Annotated in this window: 9 protein-coding genes; 3 read left to right on the forward strand and 6 right to left on the reverse strand. The window is 70.8% G+C overall.

What is annotated here, in order from left to right:
- Positions 1–82, forward strand: an 82-nt coding sequence (locus Vse01_RS29945) for a non-reducing end alpha-L-arabinofuranosidase family hydrolase (protein ID WP_507762946.1), incomplete at its 5' end; no start/stop codon positions are given.
- A gap of 82 nt (positions 83–164) precedes the next feature.
- Here Vse01_RS29945 and Vse01_RS08305 read toward each other — a convergent pair.
- From Vse01_RS08305 to Vse01_RS08325, 5 genes are read right to left on the reverse strand one after another with little or no spacing between them, the layout of a single operon-like run.
- A complete protein-coding gene (locus Vse01_RS08305) occupies positions 165–647 on the reverse strand; it encodes a nuclear transport factor 2 family protein (RefSeq protein ID WP_170863502.1) in 483 nt (160 codons plus the stop codon).
- Positions 648–706: 59 nt separating this feature from the next.
- Positions 707–1555, reverse strand: coding sequence for an SDR family oxidoreductase (locus Vse01_RS08310; protein WP_232511324.1), 849 nt, complete (start codon positions 1553–1555; stop codon positions 707–709).
- 38 nt (positions 1556–1593) lie between these two features.
- The gene (locus Vse01_RS08315; RefSeq protein WP_093407130.1) at positions 1594–3024 is read right to left on the reverse strand and encodes a phthiocerol/phthiodiolone dimycocerosyl transferase family protein; all 1431 of its coding nucleotides are present in this window, start codon (positions 3022–3024) and stop codon (positions 1594–1596) included.
- Positions 3021–4232, reverse strand: a complete 1212-nt coding sequence (locus Vse01_RS08320; protein ID WP_093407194.1) for an FAD-dependent monooxygenase — start codon at positions 4230–4232, stop codon at positions 3021–3023. Before Vse01_RS08320 ends, Vse01_RS08315 begins: the two co-directional genes overlap by 4 nt.
- Positions 4232–11557 carry a non-ribosomal peptide synthetase gene (locus tag Vse01_RS08325; protein ID WP_198413201.1) on the reverse strand — a complete coding sequence of 2442 codons (7326 nt, stop codon included), beginning with the start codon at positions 11555–11557 and terminating at the stop codon, positions 4232–4234. Before Vse01_RS08325 ends, Vse01_RS08320 begins: the two co-directional genes overlap by 1 nt.
- Before the next feature lie 487 nt (positions 11558–12044).
- Between Vse01_RS08325 and Vse01_RS08330 the strand changes: the two genes are divergently transcribed.
- Complete coding sequence (locus Vse01_RS08330; RefSeq protein WP_093407189.1) at positions 12045–13352, forward strand: cytochrome P450; 1308 nt, start codon at positions 12045–12047, stop codon at positions 13350–13352.
- 48 nt (positions 13353–13400) lie between these two features.
- Positions 13401–14771: a glycosyltransferase gene (locus Vse01_RS08335; RefSeq protein ID WP_139233178.1), complete on the forward strand. Its 1371-nt coding sequence runs from the start codon at positions 13401–13403 to the stop codon at positions 14769–14771.
- An 89-nt stretch (positions 14772–14860) separates the two neighbouring features.
- On the opposite strand, the gene Vse01_RS08340 is transcribed toward Vse01_RS08335, so the two are convergent.
- Positions 14861–16345 carry a S1 family peptidase gene (locus Vse01_RS08340; RefSeq protein ID WP_170863501.1) on the reverse strand — a complete coding sequence of 495 codons (1485 nt, stop codon included), beginning with the start codon at positions 16343–16345 and terminating at the stop codon, positions 14861–14863.
- Positions 16346–16607: the final 262 nt, after the last annotated feature.

Here is a 16607-nt window from a genome sequence, read left to right on the forward strand (position 1 = left end):
CTACCAGGGACGGTCACCCAACTCCGGCGGTGACTACGGCCTGCTGCCGTACCGTCCCGGCCTGCTCACTCTGCAACGCTGAGCGGGCTCGATCGTGGTCCGGACACCTCCGGGTGTCCGGACCACGCTTCGCCCTGCCGGATAGGGACCGTGGGGAGGCCACGTCAGCGGCGGCTGGACGTATCCGGCCGCCGCTTTCGCACCAGGTCGACGAGACCGCGCCACACGTGGCCGACCGTGGCAGCGGTGCGGATGGTCACCAGCGGGTTCCAGAAGTCCCGGAAGTGAACGATCCTGCCGTCCCGAAAGCGGACCACGGAGATGTAGACCTGGTGGAACGGTCGTTTGGTGATCACGCCCCTGCCGTGACCCACGAACTCGGCGATGACCAACTCGGGATCGGTCGTCTCGTGGAAGACCAGGCCGGAGAAGCGCACGTCGAACTGCTTCGGGAAGTCCTTCATGTGCTCGTACAGCTGGTGGTGCCCGACGAACCGGGGTCGGACGCCCGGCGGTGGGTACGGAAACTCCAGCACCCCGTCCGGGTCGAACAGTTCGACCCATTCCCGGATCCGTCCTTCGGTGATGTATTCGAGGTTGCGGGCGAACAACGCCTGCGCTCGTGCCCGGCTCTGCTCGGTATCCACGTCTGGCCACCTCTCGATGTCGGTCGTCACGGTTCGGGCTGAGGGCGAGAGACGGTGAGTCAGCCATCGCGCGGCCGGACGAGCGCGGCGAGGTTCCGGTCGATCAGGTTGTCCGGCAACAGCCGGGCGGCCAGGCTCGCGATTCGTACGTCGGTGCCGACCGGGTACCGGGTCCTCGGCCGAGCCGCGGTGAGGGCACGGGCCACCGTCCGGGCGTACTGCCCGGGGGTGGTCCTGCTGCGATGCACCTGGCGTGCGTTGCGGCGCAGGAAGGCCCGGAACGCCGCCCGGTACAACGCCGCGGTCGGCTCCGGCACGCCGTCGATGAGCTCCTCCCCGGCCTGGTCGAGCTTCTCCCAGATCGGCGTACGGATCGCGCCCGGCTGCACCACCGAGACCGTGACACCGAACGGCCGCAACTCGCGCCGCAGACTGTCGCTGATCGCCTCCTTGGCGAACTGCGCCGCCGCGTAGGCGCCCAGGTACGGCAGCGCCACCCGGCCGAGTCCCGAGGTGACGTTCACGATCCGCCCCCGGCCGGCCCGCAGCAGCGGCAGGAACCCCTGGATCGTCTCCACCTGACCGATCACGTTCGTCTCCAACTGCCGCCGGAGCTGCGCACCGGACAGGCACTCCAACGGACCGGGTTGGGCGACGCCGGCGTTGTTCACCAGGCCCCAGAGCCCGACGTCGCCGAGCCGCCGGGTCACCTCGTCCACCGCCTGCCGGATCTGACCCGGCTCGGTCACGTCGAAGCGCAGCGGATGCAGCCGGCCGGCCGACGACTCCGCGAGCAGCCGCTCGCCGTCAGCCGTGGCGCGCACCCCGGCGCAGACCTGGAAACCGATCCGCTCGAGGTGTAGGGCCGCCTCCCTGCCAAGACCGGACGACGCCCCGGTGATCACCACGGTGCGACCTGAAGGCGTGATCCCTGCTGCTCTCCTGATCACGGGCGGCTCCGCCCCGGCCGGCAGCCGATCGCGGCGAGCGCAGCGTCGACACTCGCCTCCACCAGGCCGATCGCCCGCTGCTCGGGCAGTGCGTCGGGCACGTAGGTGAAGTTCCAGAACAAGCGCCCGTGGCTGGTGTTCACCGTGGAGACGAGGTAGCCGCACACGGAAAGGCCGGCGACGAACTGGGCACCGGAGAGCTGCCACGGCCCCATTCGGGCGGGGAAGTCGTACCGGCCGATGTTGGACAGGCACAGGTTCACCGGACCGCTGCGTTCCATCATCTCGATGAACCGCCCGCTGGCGGTGACCGACTTCGGACCGGTGAGCCCGACCAGGTCGATCATGGAAAAGTGGCTGCCCGCCCGGCGACGGGCCGCGAGATCGTCGCTGATCGAGCGGGCGAGATGCCAGAGGGAGAGCCCTGGACGGTATCTGACGAGGGTGGGCACGGTGGCGACGTACGCCCCCACGGCCCGTTCGGGCACGGCGGGCTCCAGCGCGTCGCGGAAGGTGACCGGGGAGCCGATCGTCACGTGTCCCGGCGCCGGTGGGCCGGTCTCGGCGGTGACGGCCAGCACCATCGCGGCCGCGAGTGCGCCGTGCACCGTGGTCTCCTCCCGCCGACAGGCCACCACCAGCGCCTCGACCTGCTCCGGAGTGAGGCTCCGGGCGAGCAGCCGGGTACGCCGCGCGGTGAACGGCACGAAGTGGCTCGGCACGACCCGGGCCGGACGGTGACGGTGTACCCGGTACAGGTCCCGGAGCAGCAGCCGCCGCAGCCGCAGCGCCCCGAGCACGCCCCGGTACCGGCGGGGAAACATCGCCTCGCAGGCGGGCAGCGCCGGCTCACCCGGCGTGCCCACCGGGTCCGGCACGGTCGACTCGGCACGGTCGACGTCCTGGGTGACGGAGTACGCCGGCTCGGCGAGTTCGATCCACTGCCGCAGCAGCGAGAGCACGGTCGTGCCGTCGGCCACGCAGTGCGGCATGGTCAGCAGCAGATCGTGCACCTCGTCGTCGGGCATGCCGGTGCTGGAGGCCCGGGTGAGCACCACGGCTCGACACAGCGGGCCGATGCGCCAGTCGATCCGGTCGACGAGTTCGTACTCGTTGACTCGCCGCACCCAGCCCGGTGTCGCATCCGACGAAACGTCCTCGACGTCGGACACCTGATGCAGCGGTATCGGCCGATCGACAGGCACGAACCGGGGGGATCGCCCGTCCGGCGCGGCGGCGATCGCCACTCGCAGCAGCGGGTGCCGTCGGCGCAGGTGGTGCAGCGCGGCGCGGAGCACAGGGGCCGGTAGCGGCCCGCGTACCCGGACGCGGGCCACGACGTTGAGCGGTGACACCTGATCGGCGATCCAGTACCAGCGTTCGAGCGGGCTCAACGTCCGCCGTACCTCGGTCGTCGGAACGATCATTTCGGGGTCACCGTCGGGTCCGGGGAGCCGGCGAAGGTGAGTGCGATCTCGTTGCGCCGGTCGAGGAGGCGATCGGGCAGCCAGCGCAGGTAGAGCCGGCGGACCAGGTCGGCGATCGGGTGGGCCAACTGCTCGACCCGACTGAGCGAGTACGCTTCCCGGACCATCCAGCGGGTCCGATCGCGCCGCGCGGTCTCGTAGCGTCGCAGGGCTTGGGGCAGATCGACTGCCTGACGTAGGCAGTGGGCGAGGACGACGGCGTCCTCCACGGCCAGCGCCGCGCCCTGGCCGAGGCTCGGCAACATCGGGTGGGCCGCGTCACCGAGCAGCGTCACCGGTCCATAGCCCCACCGGTCAAGGAACGGCCGGTCCCGGGCCGGCACGCTGATGATCGCCGACTCGGGCGTCTGGGCGATAGCGACCCGGATCTCCTCGGCCCAGCCGGAGTACGCCCGCTCGATCTCGGCCTTGCCACCGCGCCAGTCACGGGCCACGGCCGGTGCCATGTTCAGCGTGCCCCACCAGTAGACCCGGTCGCCGTCGAGTTGAACCAGGCCGAACCGCTGGCCCCGTCCCCAGTAGTGGGCGGCGTAGCCGTCATGGATCTTCGGGTGTCGCAACGGGAGGGTCGCCAGCCAGCAGACGTACCCCGGTTCGCGGGGCCGCTCGGGTCCGGCTATCTGCCGGCGGACGGCCGAATGGAATCCGTCGGCACCGATGAGCAGGTCCCCCTCGGCGGTCTGCCCTTCGTGGAAGTCGACCCGGACGTGGTCGCCGGTCACCCGGAACCGCCGGGCCGTGGCACCGAGCCGCACCGGTGGGTCGCCGGCGGCGGCGAGCAGCGCCTGGTGCAGCTCGGCCCGATGGATGGCGAGGTTCTGTGCTCCGAGTCGGTCACCGAGCCGCTCGAACGACACGGTCCTGATCGGATCGCCGGTGGCGGTGCAGAGCCGCAGCGCCGGGTAGGCGCGGCCCCGCCGCTCGACGTCGAGATCGAGGCCGAGGGTGCGCAGTGCGACGCGTGCGTTGGCGCTCAGCGACAGCGCCGATCCGCCGGGCCGCATGTCACCGGCTCTTTCGTAGATCTCCACGTCGACACCGACGTGACGCAGGGTGGCGGCTGCCGCCAACCCGCCGATGCCCGCGCCGATGATGAGTGCCTTGGGGCGTCGTCGCGCCGGGCGTCGCGTTCCGTCCGCTGCCGCCATCACCGGCCGCCGCCAACCGGGCTGGATGCGCTCTGGCCGGTCACCGGTGTGGTGGAAGCGGCCAGCAGCTCGGCGATCCGGTGGGCCACGTCCACCACGTGCGGCGGGTCCATCAGTGCCAGATGGTCGCCAGGCACATCGAGCACGTCGATCTGGCCCGTGGTCAGTTCACCCCACCCGTTGCGCGGGTCGAGGTGCAGCGACCCGGCGATGTCGTGCATGGGTTTGAGCAGAGGCGGAAGCGGATCGGAGGCCCGCAGCAGGGTGATGTCCTGGTCGACGACTTCGGGACGGTAGGCGATGATGGCCTCCCAGTTGGCCTTGAACACCTCGAACAGCCGACGCACCGCCGCCGGCGAGTCGCCCGGGCGTAACACCCCGGCGGCGCCGGCCCGGCGGGCGACGAAGTCCAGCCTTTCCTGGGGCGAAGTCAGATTCGACGGAATCGGCTCCAGTAGCGGCCGGTCCTGGTCGAGCGGCATCAGTTCCCAGAAGAACCAGTCGAGCAGCACGTCGTCGGTCACTGGCACCGGCTCGTCGGAGCGTCTGGCGATGGGATCGATGAGGATCAGCTGCTCTACCGGGCGGGCTCCGGTGGGGTCGAGCCGGCGGGCAGCCCGGTTGAGCTGGCGGGCCATCTCGAAGGCCACGACGCCGCCGAACGACCAACCGCCGATCGTGTACGGCCCGTGCGGCTGGACCCGGCGGATCGCGGCGAGGTAGCTGGCCGCCAGTGCCGGCACGGACCGCAGCGGCTTCGTCCCGGCGGTGATGCCGGCAGCCTGAAGCGCGTGGACAGGCTGCTCCCGGGGCAGGTGCCGGGCAAGCGGCAGGTAGCACAGGACGTTGCCGCCGATCGGGTGAACGAGGAAAAGCGGCGTTCGCTCACCGGCGGCACGTATCGGCACCAGCGGGTCGACCGACGCCGGGTCCGCTCCGCCCGCCCGAAGCAGCGCGGCGAGGCTGGACACGGTCGGGGCGGTGACGAAGGCGGCGACTGGCACGACCACGCCGTACCGCTTCTCGATGAGCGTGACCAGGCGCATCGCGGTGAGCGAGGTGGCACCCAGCTCGAACAGGTTGTCCTGCACGTCGACCTGCGGCAGGTGGAGCAACTCCGCGACGATCTCCGCGAGGACGCGTTCGTACCGGTTGCGGGGCACCGTTGGCCGAGCCGCCTCCATGCGCAGCGGAAGCTCGCGGAGTCGGCGTTCATCGCGTTTGCCGCTCGGAGTCAGCGGCATCTCCGGTAGCCAGTGGAAGTGGGTGGGCACCAACTGCTCGGGCAGCATTTCCCGCAGCCGGCGCCGCAGGTCGGTGAGGTCGACCCGGGCCGGCTCACCGACGACGAAGGCGGCCAGGAAGGCATCGGCGTTTTCCGGGCGTCGAGCCACCACCGCGGCCTCGCGGATGCCCGGGTGGTGCGTGGCCAGCTTCATCAGCGCTATCTCGGCTTCGAGCGGCTCCACCCGGAAACCCCGGATCTTGGTCTGGGTGTCGGTACGCGCGAGCCAGACCAGGTCGCCGTTGGGCAGCACCCGGGCCAGGTCGCCGGTGCGGTAGAGCCGCGCACCGGGCGTACCGGACGGGTTGGGCACGAACCGTTGAGCGGTCAGTCCGGGCTGCCGGTGGTAGCCCCGCGCCACCTGGACGCCGCCCAGGTACAGCTCCCCGGCGACTCCGGTTGGTACCGGACGCATCCGCTCGTCCAAGAGGTGCAGTTCGACCCCGGGAATCGCCGGCCCGATCGGGGGGAGATCGGGGAACCGGTCTGGGTCGCCGGTCATCGGGTACCCGGTGACGACGTGGGTCTCGGTCGGTCCGTACTGGTTCTCCAGGACCGCGCCGGCCGGCAGGGCCGCGATGAACCGGCGGATCTCGGCGGTCACCCGGAGCTGTTCTCCCGACGAGATCACCACCCGCAGCGCGCGGGGGTGGATCCCCAGCGTCACCGCGGCCCCGGCGAGTTGCTGGAGCATCACGTACGGCAGGGCGACCCGTTCGACGGACTCCCGGTCGAGCAGTCGCAGCAGCTCCGAGGTGTCTCGCCGCTGCCGTTCGTCGATGAGTTGGAGCGTCCCGCCGGCACTGATCGTGGTGAAGATCTCCTGGAACGACACGTCGAAGCTGAGCGGTGCGAACTGGAGGGTGACGCCGCCGGCTGCCGCACTGGCCGCTCCCGTCTGCCACGTGTGCAGGTTGCCGAAGGCGGCGTGGGACATTGCCGCCGCCTTCGGTACGCCGGTGGAACCGGAGGTGAAGAGCACGTAGAGCAGGTCGTCCGGCCGGTGCCGGGGCAGTGGGGCCGGTGTGACGACCCGAGGCGGTGCGAGGAGGTCCTCCACGACCAGCACGATCCCGGGTCGGCCCACCAGTTCGGCGTGCGACCGGTCCGCGATGATTCGGACCGGTCGCGCCTGGCTGAGCATCGCCGCGATCCGCTCCGGCGGGTAGGTCACGTCCAGCGGCAGACAGGCCGCGCCGGCACGGGCGACGCCGTAGATCGACGCGATCATCTCGGGGGAGCGGCCCACCGCGATCCCGACCAGGTCGCCCGGACGCACCCCGGCGTGGATCAGCGCGTACGCGATTCGGTCGACCTCCTGCCGCAACCGCGCGTACGTCCACCGACGGGTTCCGGCCGCCACCGCCACGGCATCCGGCGTGTGCCGCGCATGATCGACTAGGCGGCGGACGATATCGCCGTGCGGCCCGCTCGCCGGCCTGACCGGACCGGCCGTGACCACCGGCGTGGCCGGGGCCAGGAATCCGAAGTCCGGGGCGGCGTCCGGTTCGTCGGTGATCCGGGCGAGGATCCGCAGGTACGTCTCGGCGATCAGGTCGGTCTGCGCCCGGGTGAACGTCCGGCGGTCGGCGTCGATCCGCAGTGAGATGCGCTGCTCCGCCGGGTGGACGAAGACGTTGAGCAGCAACGCGAAGTTGGTCTCCTCCCAGGCGTCGAAACCGAGCAGTGTGATCGAGGGAAGTCCGAGCAGCGGCGCCAGGACGTGCATGTGCACGTAGTTGAAAGCCAGCTCGAAGACCGGCCCGCCGCCCCGGTCGTGCTGGATGGCGTGCAGCGGATAACGCCGGTACGGCTGGCACTCCTGCTCCCGCTGGTGCACCTCGCGGACAGCTTCCAGCCAGCAGGGGTGCTCCGACCGGAGGCGCAACGGCACCGTGTTGAGGAAGAGCCCGGCCAGCCGCTCCGCTCCGTCCCGCTCGGGTCGGCCGTGGGTGACCAGCCCGACGGTCACGTCCGTGGTACCGGAGTACAGCCGCAGCGTCAGGCAGTAGGCGGCGAGGAACACCGACTTCAGCGGGAGCCCGTGATCGTGGGCGAAGGCGCGTACCCGCTGCTCCAGACCCATCGGCAGCGGGACCAGCTGCGTCGGCGACTCATCGTCGCCCGGCGGCTCGTACTGCCGGAAGCCGTCGAGCTGGGTCAGCTCGGCGCCGTCGAGCCGGTCGGCCCAGAATCGCCGGGCCGACGTGGAGGCGAGCGCGCGGCGTTCCTCGACGACGAATGCGGCCGGGCCGGGCAGCGTCGTCTCGGCGACCGCCTCGATTCCGGCGCCGATCAGGTGCAGGTAGTCGCGGAACAGGTCACCGACGACGGTGGCGACGCTCCAGCCGTCCAGGAGCACGTGATGGAAGCTGAACACCAGGTCGACCACGCCGGAAGGGAGGACATGTGCCCGGAACAGGAACAGCGGCGGCTGGTCGAACGCGTACCGGTGGCGGCGTCGCTGTCGCATGTGTGCCAGCACCTCGGCCCGGGCGGCGCCCGGATCGAGGGTACGCAGATCAGCGATGTCGAGGCCGCCGGCGATCCGGGTGTGCACGATCTGCAGCGGTTCGGTGCAGCCACCCACGTCGAAGGCGGAGCGCAGGCCCGGGTGCCGGGTGACCAGCCGGTCGTACGCCGCGCGGAAGGCGTCCTCGTGCCACGGCATCCGGACCTCGTAGCGGAAGACGTCGTGGTAGGCGGTGGCCGTCTCGTGCTCGCTGCTGTGGTAGAGGAGCCCGAGTTGGAGCGCGGTGGCGGGGAAGGCGTCCGCTGCGTCGCCGAGCCGGGCCCGGTCGAGCGGGGACACGAGCGCGAACGGGGCCTCCGCAGCGGGCGGGCTGGGCGACATGTCGGCCGGCGCAGTGCGTCGGGCGTGCTGCGCCAGCGCCGCGATGGTCGGATGTTCGGCCAGGTCGGCGAGGGTGAAACGCAGGCCCTGCCGCTCCGCCTCGGCGCGGATGCGCAACGCCAGGATCGAGTCGCCGCCGATGGCGTGGTAATCCTGATGGATGCCGACCGACGGCAGGTCCAGCACCCGTGACCAGATCATGGCCAGGGTGCGCTCCACGTCGTCGCGGGGCGCCTGCGCCGGCTCCTGATGCGGCCGTGCCGCCGGTGCGGGCAACGCCGCGACGTCGAGCTTGCCGTTCGCGGTGAGAGGCATCCGGTCCAGCCGGCCGAAGAAGGCGGGCACCATGAAGTCCGGCAGGTGGCGCAGCAGGTGGCCGCGCAGCCGCACCGGGTCGAGGTCCGCCTCCGCCACGTAGTAACCGACCAGGTGGAGGTTCCGACCGGCGGAGGTACGGGCGACGACCGCGGCCTCGCGGATCCCCGGGTAGCCGGCGAGCACCTGCTGGACCTCGCCGGTTTCGACCCGGTTGCCCCGGATCTTCACCTGCCCGTCGAGCCGGCCGAGATATTCGAGGTTGCCGTCGGCGAGCCACCGGGCGAGGTCACCCGTGCGGTACATCCGGCCCGCACCGCGCACCGGGTCGGTGACGAACCGCGTGGCGGCCGACGCCTGCCCGCTGGTCCCGGTCCCGCCGACCCCGGCGCGTCCCAGGTAGCCCCGGGCGACGGCGACCCCGGCGACGCACAGTTCACCGGGTACGCCCACCGGCTGCGGCTGGTCGTCCCGGCCGAGCACGTAGAGCCGGACGTTGTCGATCGGTCGGCCGATCGGCACGCGTCGCGTCGGCCGGTCCGGATCGGGGTGGCACTCGTGATGCGTGACGTCGACCGTCGCCTCGGTCGGCCCGTACAGGTTGATCAGCCGGGGCCCGGCGGAGGGGTCGGTGCCGGGCGGTCGGTGGAACAACCTGTGGAACTGGTCGACCCGTCGGGCGGGCAGCTCCTCACCGCTCGCGAAGACCAGCCGGAGCGGGTCGGCCTGCCGGCGCAGTTCCGGTGCCTCGGCCAGCAGGTCGAGGAACGGCCCGAACATCGACGGCACGAAGTGGATGACGGTCACTCCGTGCCGTGCCACGGTGGTCACCAGCGTGCGGGGATCCCGGTGCGCCCCGGGGCACGGCAGGACGAGTCGAGCACCCGCGAGCGCCCACCAGAACAGCTCCCACACCGACACGTCGAACGAGATCGGGGTCTTCTGTACGAGCACGTCGTCGCCGTCGAGCGGGTAACAGCGCTGCATCCACGCCAGCCGGTTCACCACCGAACGGTGTTCGACCATCACTCCCTTGGGGTCGCCTGTCGATCCCGAGGTGTAGATGACGTACGCGAGGTCGGTGGGCCGGGCGGACGGTGCGACCGGGTCGCTCGGGTAGGTCGTCAGCGCGTCGAGGCGGCGCACGGTGAGGCCCGGGACGGCATCCGTGCCGCCGCCTTGGGAGGCCGGCTGCGCACCGCAGGTCAGCAGGACCTTCGCGCCGCTGTCGGCGAGCAGGTACCGGATCCGGGCCGGCGGATGATCCGGGTCGACGGGGACGTACGCCCCGCCCGCCTTCAAAGTGCCGAGGATCGCGGCGAGCAGCGACGCTCCCCGCTCGGCCAGGATTGCCACCCGGTCGTCGCGGCCGACGCCGTCGGCACGCAACGCCTGCGCCACCTGGTTGGCTCGCGCGTCGAGGTCGGCGTAGCTGAGCGTCTCGCCAGTACCGTCCACCACCACGGCGATCCGGTCGGGTGTCCGGGCTGCCTGTTCCTCGAACAGAGCGTGGAGTGTCGCCTCGGTCGGATGGTCCACGTCGCAGTCGCCGTGCGCCCCGGTGACCTGGTCGAGTTCGGCGTCGCTGAGCATCGGGATCCGGTTCAGGGGCACGTCGGGCCGGTCGAGCGCGTGGCTGAGGAGGGTGACGAGGTGTCGGCCCAACGCCTCGGCGGTGAAGTCCTCGTCGAACACGTCACGGGAGTAGTCGAGGTCGACGGTCAACGTGCCGTCGTCGTGCTCGTTGACGAGCACGGCCAGAGCGTTCTGTTCACCTACCCGGCTGGCACCGAGTGTCCGGTGGGCGATGCCGGGAATCAACTCCGGACGTGGCCAGCGTAGCCAGGAGAGGGTCACGTCGTAGAGCTGACGGGGCCCATGGGGTGGGGTGACTTCGCGCAGCAGTTCGCCCCGCGACAGGCGTTGATGGGTACGCATCGAGCGCAGGGTCTGTTGCAGCTCGGCCGCCAGTGCGAGCATCGTGCGGGTACCGGGAACCGCGACCGGCACCGGCAGTTCGTTGGCGAAGTGGCCGACGGTGTGCCGCTGCGCGTACGTGCTCCGGTTGAGCATCGGCACGCCGAGCACGACCTGTTCGGCCCGATGGATACGACCGAGGCAGACCGCGAGGGCCGCCGCGAAGACGGTGAACGGCGACTGACCGGTGGCCCGGATCCGGTCGACGAGCTCCGGACGTAGGGGAAAGCTGTGCCGGGCGGTCCGGTAACGGCCGGTGGTACGAGGGGCGAACAGGGCTGGGGTGATGCCGTCAAGGCAGGCGCGGAAGTGTTCGACGTCCCGCTTGCGCTCAACGGATCCGGCGTAGTCGGCCATGTCCCGCACCAGGTCCAGGTAGGACGGGCGTCCGCCCGCGACCGGAGCCGTTCCCGCGAGGGCCGCCGCGTACCCGGCGCAGACCTGCCGCAGCAGCAGCCGGGCGCCCCAACCGTCGGTGACCAGGTGGTGGGCGTTGAGGTAGGCGTACGCGACGGACTCGCTCTCCTTCAGCAGGGCCAGCCGGTAGAGCCGGTTGCGGTGCAGCTCGAAGGGCTCGGCGAACGACTGTGCCATCCAGGAATGGCACGCCTCGTGCGGGTCGGGGGCGCTGGTGAAATCGTGGACCTCGACCACTGCCTGCTCAGGCTCCACCCATTGGAAGGGCAGTCCGTCTTTTTCGTCGAAGCGTAATCGCAGCGCGTCATTGGACTCTATCGCCTGCCGTACGCAGCTGAGTAGGAGCCCGTGGTCGAGGGGGCCGACGAACTGTTCCCATCCGCACACATTGAACTGCGGGTTCTTCGGAGACAAACGGCTCGCTACCCAGATGTCTGATTGGTATGTGGTTAACGACGTACGGCCCGGATTGATCACTGGTCACCTTTTCGCTCGCTACCGCACCGGACCGGGGCGCCGATGGCATTCGCGATCGTGCCCGGTTCCGGAAGTGCGGAGGGTGTCGCTGCGGTCGAGATTGGCCGCTACGGACGAGGCGCGCGGCGGTGGAGACAAGGTGAGGTCAGCCGCCTGTTCTCGGCGGCTGTTCCTGACGTTTCTGTGGCGAAATTCTCCGGCGTGGCGTTCTCACGCCACCGCCGCTCCCGTTGATCACTTCGGGGCAGCGTAGCCGAGAGGTGGTGCCGGGGTCACGGCATCATTCTGATGTCTGTCAGCCTTTGGGAGTCGCCTCTCGTTCGTCTCTAGCGTATGACCCGAATTGAGCTTCCGGACGCGATCCTGGGCGTGATGATCTTTGCGTGCGTGGGGCCTTGTGCCGGCTTTCAGGTGAGGGAATGAGGCGGGTGGACGCACCGGATCGGCGATCTGAGCCGGGCATTTCATCTCGGGTGGCGGGAGCGTGATGTCCGGGCCCGGAACCCTCCTGCGGTGGACGGTGCGGCACGGTCTGCTGCGGCTCGGCATCGCCGCCGCCGCACGTCGGGGCGACACGCAGGCCCGGCTCTTTCTCGACCCGGTGATCCGCGAGAACCCGTACCCGTTCTATCGCCAGGTCCGCCAGACCGGTGCCCTTGTCCGTGGCCGCCTCATGTGGAGTGCCACGCGGCACGACGTGGTCACCGAGGTACTCCGCCGCGACGCGTTCGGCGTGCATCCGGACACGGTTCCGGCGCCCCGCCCGCTGGCGACGCTGCGCCGGCTGAGCCGGCGGGGGATGCCGATCGGGCCTATCGATCCGCCGTCGATGCTCGTCACCGACCCTCCCGCGCACACCCGCTACCGTCGACTCGTCGTCAAGGTCTTCACCGCCCGGGCGATCGAGGGTCTGCGGTCCCAGGTCGAGCGGCACTGTGCCGACCTGCTCGACGAACTGGGCCGGGCCGCCCCGCACCGCGGGCCGGTGGATCTGGTTGCGCGCTACGCCAGTCTGCTGCCGGTCACCATGATCGCCGAGATCCTCGGCGTGCCACCGCAACTGCGCCAACGCTTCCTGGACTGGGGTTCCGCCATGTCGCCGGCGTTGGACCTGGGGCTCTCCCTCGGTCAGTTCCGCCGTGTCGAGGCGGGGATCCGGCAGCTCAACGCCTGGCTGCGGGGACACTTCGCTCGCCTGCGCGCCGACCCCGGCGACGACCTGCTGAGCCAACTGGTACTCCTGGACAGCGACGGTGAACGGCTGACCGAAGAGGAACTGGTCGTGCTCGCCGGCCTGCTGATGGCTGCGGGCTTCGAGACGACCGTAAATCTCCTCGGCACCGGCACGGCGCTGCTGCTGGCCCACCCCGAGCAACTCGCCCTGCTGCGTGCCGAGCCGCACCGGTGGCCGAACGCGGTGGAGGAGATCCTGCGTTATGACTCCCCGGTGCAGACGACTGCCCGGTACTGCCGGACCGACACCGAGGTGGCCGGGGTACGGCTACGCCGGGGCGAGGTCGTGGTGCCGATGCTGGGCGGGGCCAACCGGGACCCGGCTGTCTTCGCCGATCCGGACCGCTTCGACGTGACCCGGGGCAACGCGCGCGACCATCTCGCCTTCTCCAGCGGGGCACACTACTGTCTCGGCGCCAACCTGGCCCGACTCGAGGGCGAGATCGGACTGCGCAGCCTGTTCGAGCGGTACCCCGATCTGGCGCTGGACGGAGTACCGCAACGCCGGCCGACCCGGGTGCTCCGTGGCTACGACCACCTGCCGGTACGCCTCAGGCCATGACGCCGAGCCCGAAGCCGACGTACCAGTACCGACGTGTCAGGAGCCGAGGTGCCAGCAGCAGCCGGGGCCGTGCCCCGCAGGCCGATCATGTTCGCCAGCCCGTCCCACCCCGGACAGCTCAACCCGTTGCTGACCATCGCCGCCGAGATGTCCCGACGGGGTGAACCGGATCTGTGGTTCAGCGTCGACGTAGACGCCCGGCACCGGGTCGAGGCGGCTGCGCTCGGCAGCCCGCTGCGATACCTGCCCGGCGCCGACGTGCCGGTGCGGATCGAGGGCGAACTGTACGCGGCGATGGCCGGTGGACGACGTACCACCGCCGGCCTGGCCGCTCTCGCCCGGGCGGTACGTACGGCCGACGGCACCGCACAGGTATACCGGCGCAGCCTGGACCACATCGAGCGGGTCGACCCCCGGCTGATGGTCATCGACGTGATGAACCTCGGCGCACTCGACGCGGCGACCGCTGCGGGCGTGCCCTACGTGCTGAGCGTGCCGTATCCGATCAGCGCCGCCTACCTGAGCCGTCTGCCGTGGGACTACCCGACGCCGACCTCGGGGCTTCCGCGCCGGCTGACCGGGGCACAGCGGTTGACCAATGTGCTGTTCCGCGCACGGCTGCACATGGCGCTGCTGCGCGCGCTGGCCGGGCCGACCTGGCGGCGCCGGGCCCGCGGCCTGGCCAACGCCTCCGGTGACCCCGCTGAGTACGCCGCCGCAGCGGTCGCCGTCTTCGGCTACACCGTGTTCGGGCTGGAGTACCCCTTCCCCGCACCGGACCATCTGCACCTGTTGGGCGCGATGGTGCCTGAGGAAACCACGACGCCCGAGCGACCCTGCGACGAACTGACCGACTGGCTGGACCAGCAGACCAGCGTGGTGTACGTCTGCCTGGGCACCCTGGCCAGTCTCTCCGCTGCCCAGCTCGACGCGTTCGCCGAAGCACTCGGCCGGATCGGCCCGGAACACCAGGTGCTGTGGAAACTGCCGCCCCAGCAACGTTGCGCGCTGACCAGACCGCTGCCGGCGAACATCAGGGTCGAGGAGTGGGTACCGTCCCAACTTGCGGTGCTCGCTCACCCGCGGGTACGCGCCTTCGTCTGCCACGGCGGTGCGAACGGCTTCCACGAGGGGATCCATTTCGGACAGCCGATGCTGATCACCCCGTTCTGGCTGGACTGCTACGACGTCGCCGCCCGGGCGGTCGACGCGGGTGTCGGGCTGGCCCTCGACGAACCGCCCCGGGTGGACCCGGACGAGATCACCGGCAAGCTGCGTCGGCTGCTGTCGGAGGACGGCTTCCGGCAGCGCAGCTGCTACTGGAGTGAGCAGAGCCGTAAGGCGGGCGGGGCAGGGCGCGCGGCGGACCTGTTGCGCGACCTCTCCGGCCGTGACGAGCGGCCAGCGGGAGTGGCGTGACCCGGTGACATCAGCCCCGACCCGGGACGGCCGAACGCCGGTGGCGGGGTGCGGTCCGATCCGCACCCCGCCACCGGGCCGTCGAAGGGTCAGGGGTTGGTGATGCCCAGCGAGTAGCTGCCGGAGCCGCTGTACGCGTGCACCTCGAAGCGGTAGTAACCCGCCGTGCCGTTGTAGGTCAGCGACTCATCCGGCCCGGCGCTGTAGGAGCCGGCCACGTCGACCCAGGCCGATCCGCTCCACTTCTGCAGGTAGAGGTCGAAGTCCACCCCGGTCGGCCCGTCCAGGCAGCCGCGGTGGGTGCCCGAGGAGGACGAGTAGTAGTAGCTGCCGTTCGGCTGGTAGCGACTCTGGCCGGAGGAGATGCTGCCGGTGTAGGTCGCCTCGTAGCCGCTGCACCCGGTGGGCGGCGGCGGCTCGTTACCACCGCCACTGGTGCGCAGCGTCAGGCCGTACGCCGAGAGGATTTCGTTGACCGGCTGGAAGTAGGTGGTCCCGCCGGAGGAGCAGTTGCCGGAGCCACCCGAGGTCACGCCCTGGGCCTGCTGGCCGGACAGCCACGACCCGCCCGAGTCGCCCGGCTCGGCGCAGGCGTTCGTGCGGGTCAGTCCGCTGACCGAGCCCTCGGCGTAGTTGACGGTCTGGTTCTTGGCCTGGATGGTGCCGCACCGCCAGCCGGTGGTCGAGCCGGAGCGGCAGACCGCCGCACCGACGGCGGCCTCGGTGGAGCCGGCGACCGTCACGTTGCCGCCGGAGTAGTTGTTGACCCACGGCTGCGGCGTCCAGTTCGAGTTGGTCTGGACCCAGCCGTAGTCGTTGCCCGGGAACGACGAGCCGCGGAAGGTGCCCTGGGCCACCTGGTTGTAGCCCTGGGTGGCGGTGCCGGTGCGGCCACAGTGTCCGGCGGTGACGAAGCCTCCGGTCACCGAGAACCCGACCGAGCAGCGTCCGCCCATGTAGTAGGCGTCGCCGCCCCGGACGTCGTAGAGCAGCCGAGGAGCCTCGGTGGTGCTGACCACCCGGACCGCGGTGGCGTCGACGCGGCTCGTGCGGACGAACTTCGCGGCCGCTGCGGTGTTCCCGTTGGCGAGGACCACGACGGTGTTGGTCGTGACGTCGACGTACCAGCCGGGTACCGCGCCGGCCGGCGCCTTGGCGGCGTGGCGGTCCAGGGTTGCCTTGATCCGGTCCAACTCGGCGCCGCTGCGCTCGACGATCGTCGCCTGCGCGCCAGCGGCCTTGACCCGGTTGGCTGCGGCCTTGCCGGTGACGGCGACGACCAGGCCGTCGGCGGTCATCCAGCCACCGGCGTACGACGAGCCCAGGGACCGGCGCAGACTGGCGTCCGTCCTGGTTCCCTTGTCGTCCCGGGCGATCCGGGTGCGCGCCTCGGTGGGGGTCAGATCGAGGTCACGCTGCATCGCGGCGAGCATCTCCGACGATGCGGCCGCCACGGCGGCGCTGGCGGTGTCCGGGGTGGGCAGTGGGGCCGCTGCGGCGGGGGTTACCGCGACGGCGATGGCACCGACGGGCAGCAGGATCGCTGCTGCCGCGAGGGTGAGAACTCGTCTCATCTATTGCCTCCTGTGGAAACGGCGGCGCGGATCGGGGGTGCGCCGCGATCGGGGCGGGGTTGTCCCGCCGCGCTCCGCCCTCGGGGTTTGGGCGACGATGCTGCGGGTGTCGCAGCCCGTTGACCTGGCCGGTGCCGCTGCCGGGCGCCTCGGAGGTACGCCAGCCGGATCAGGTGGGCCACCGCCAACCTAACCGGAATCCATAGAGAAAGCTCTATACCAGTTAACTCATATTAAGGCGAACGATGCTCGGTTCCTGGCG

It is taken from the genome of Micromonospora sediminimaris, from assembly GCF_016863575.1.
GTDB classification, from domain to species: Bacteria; Actinomycetota; Actinomycetes; order Mycobacteriales; family Micromonosporaceae; genus Micromonospora; species Micromonospora sediminimaris.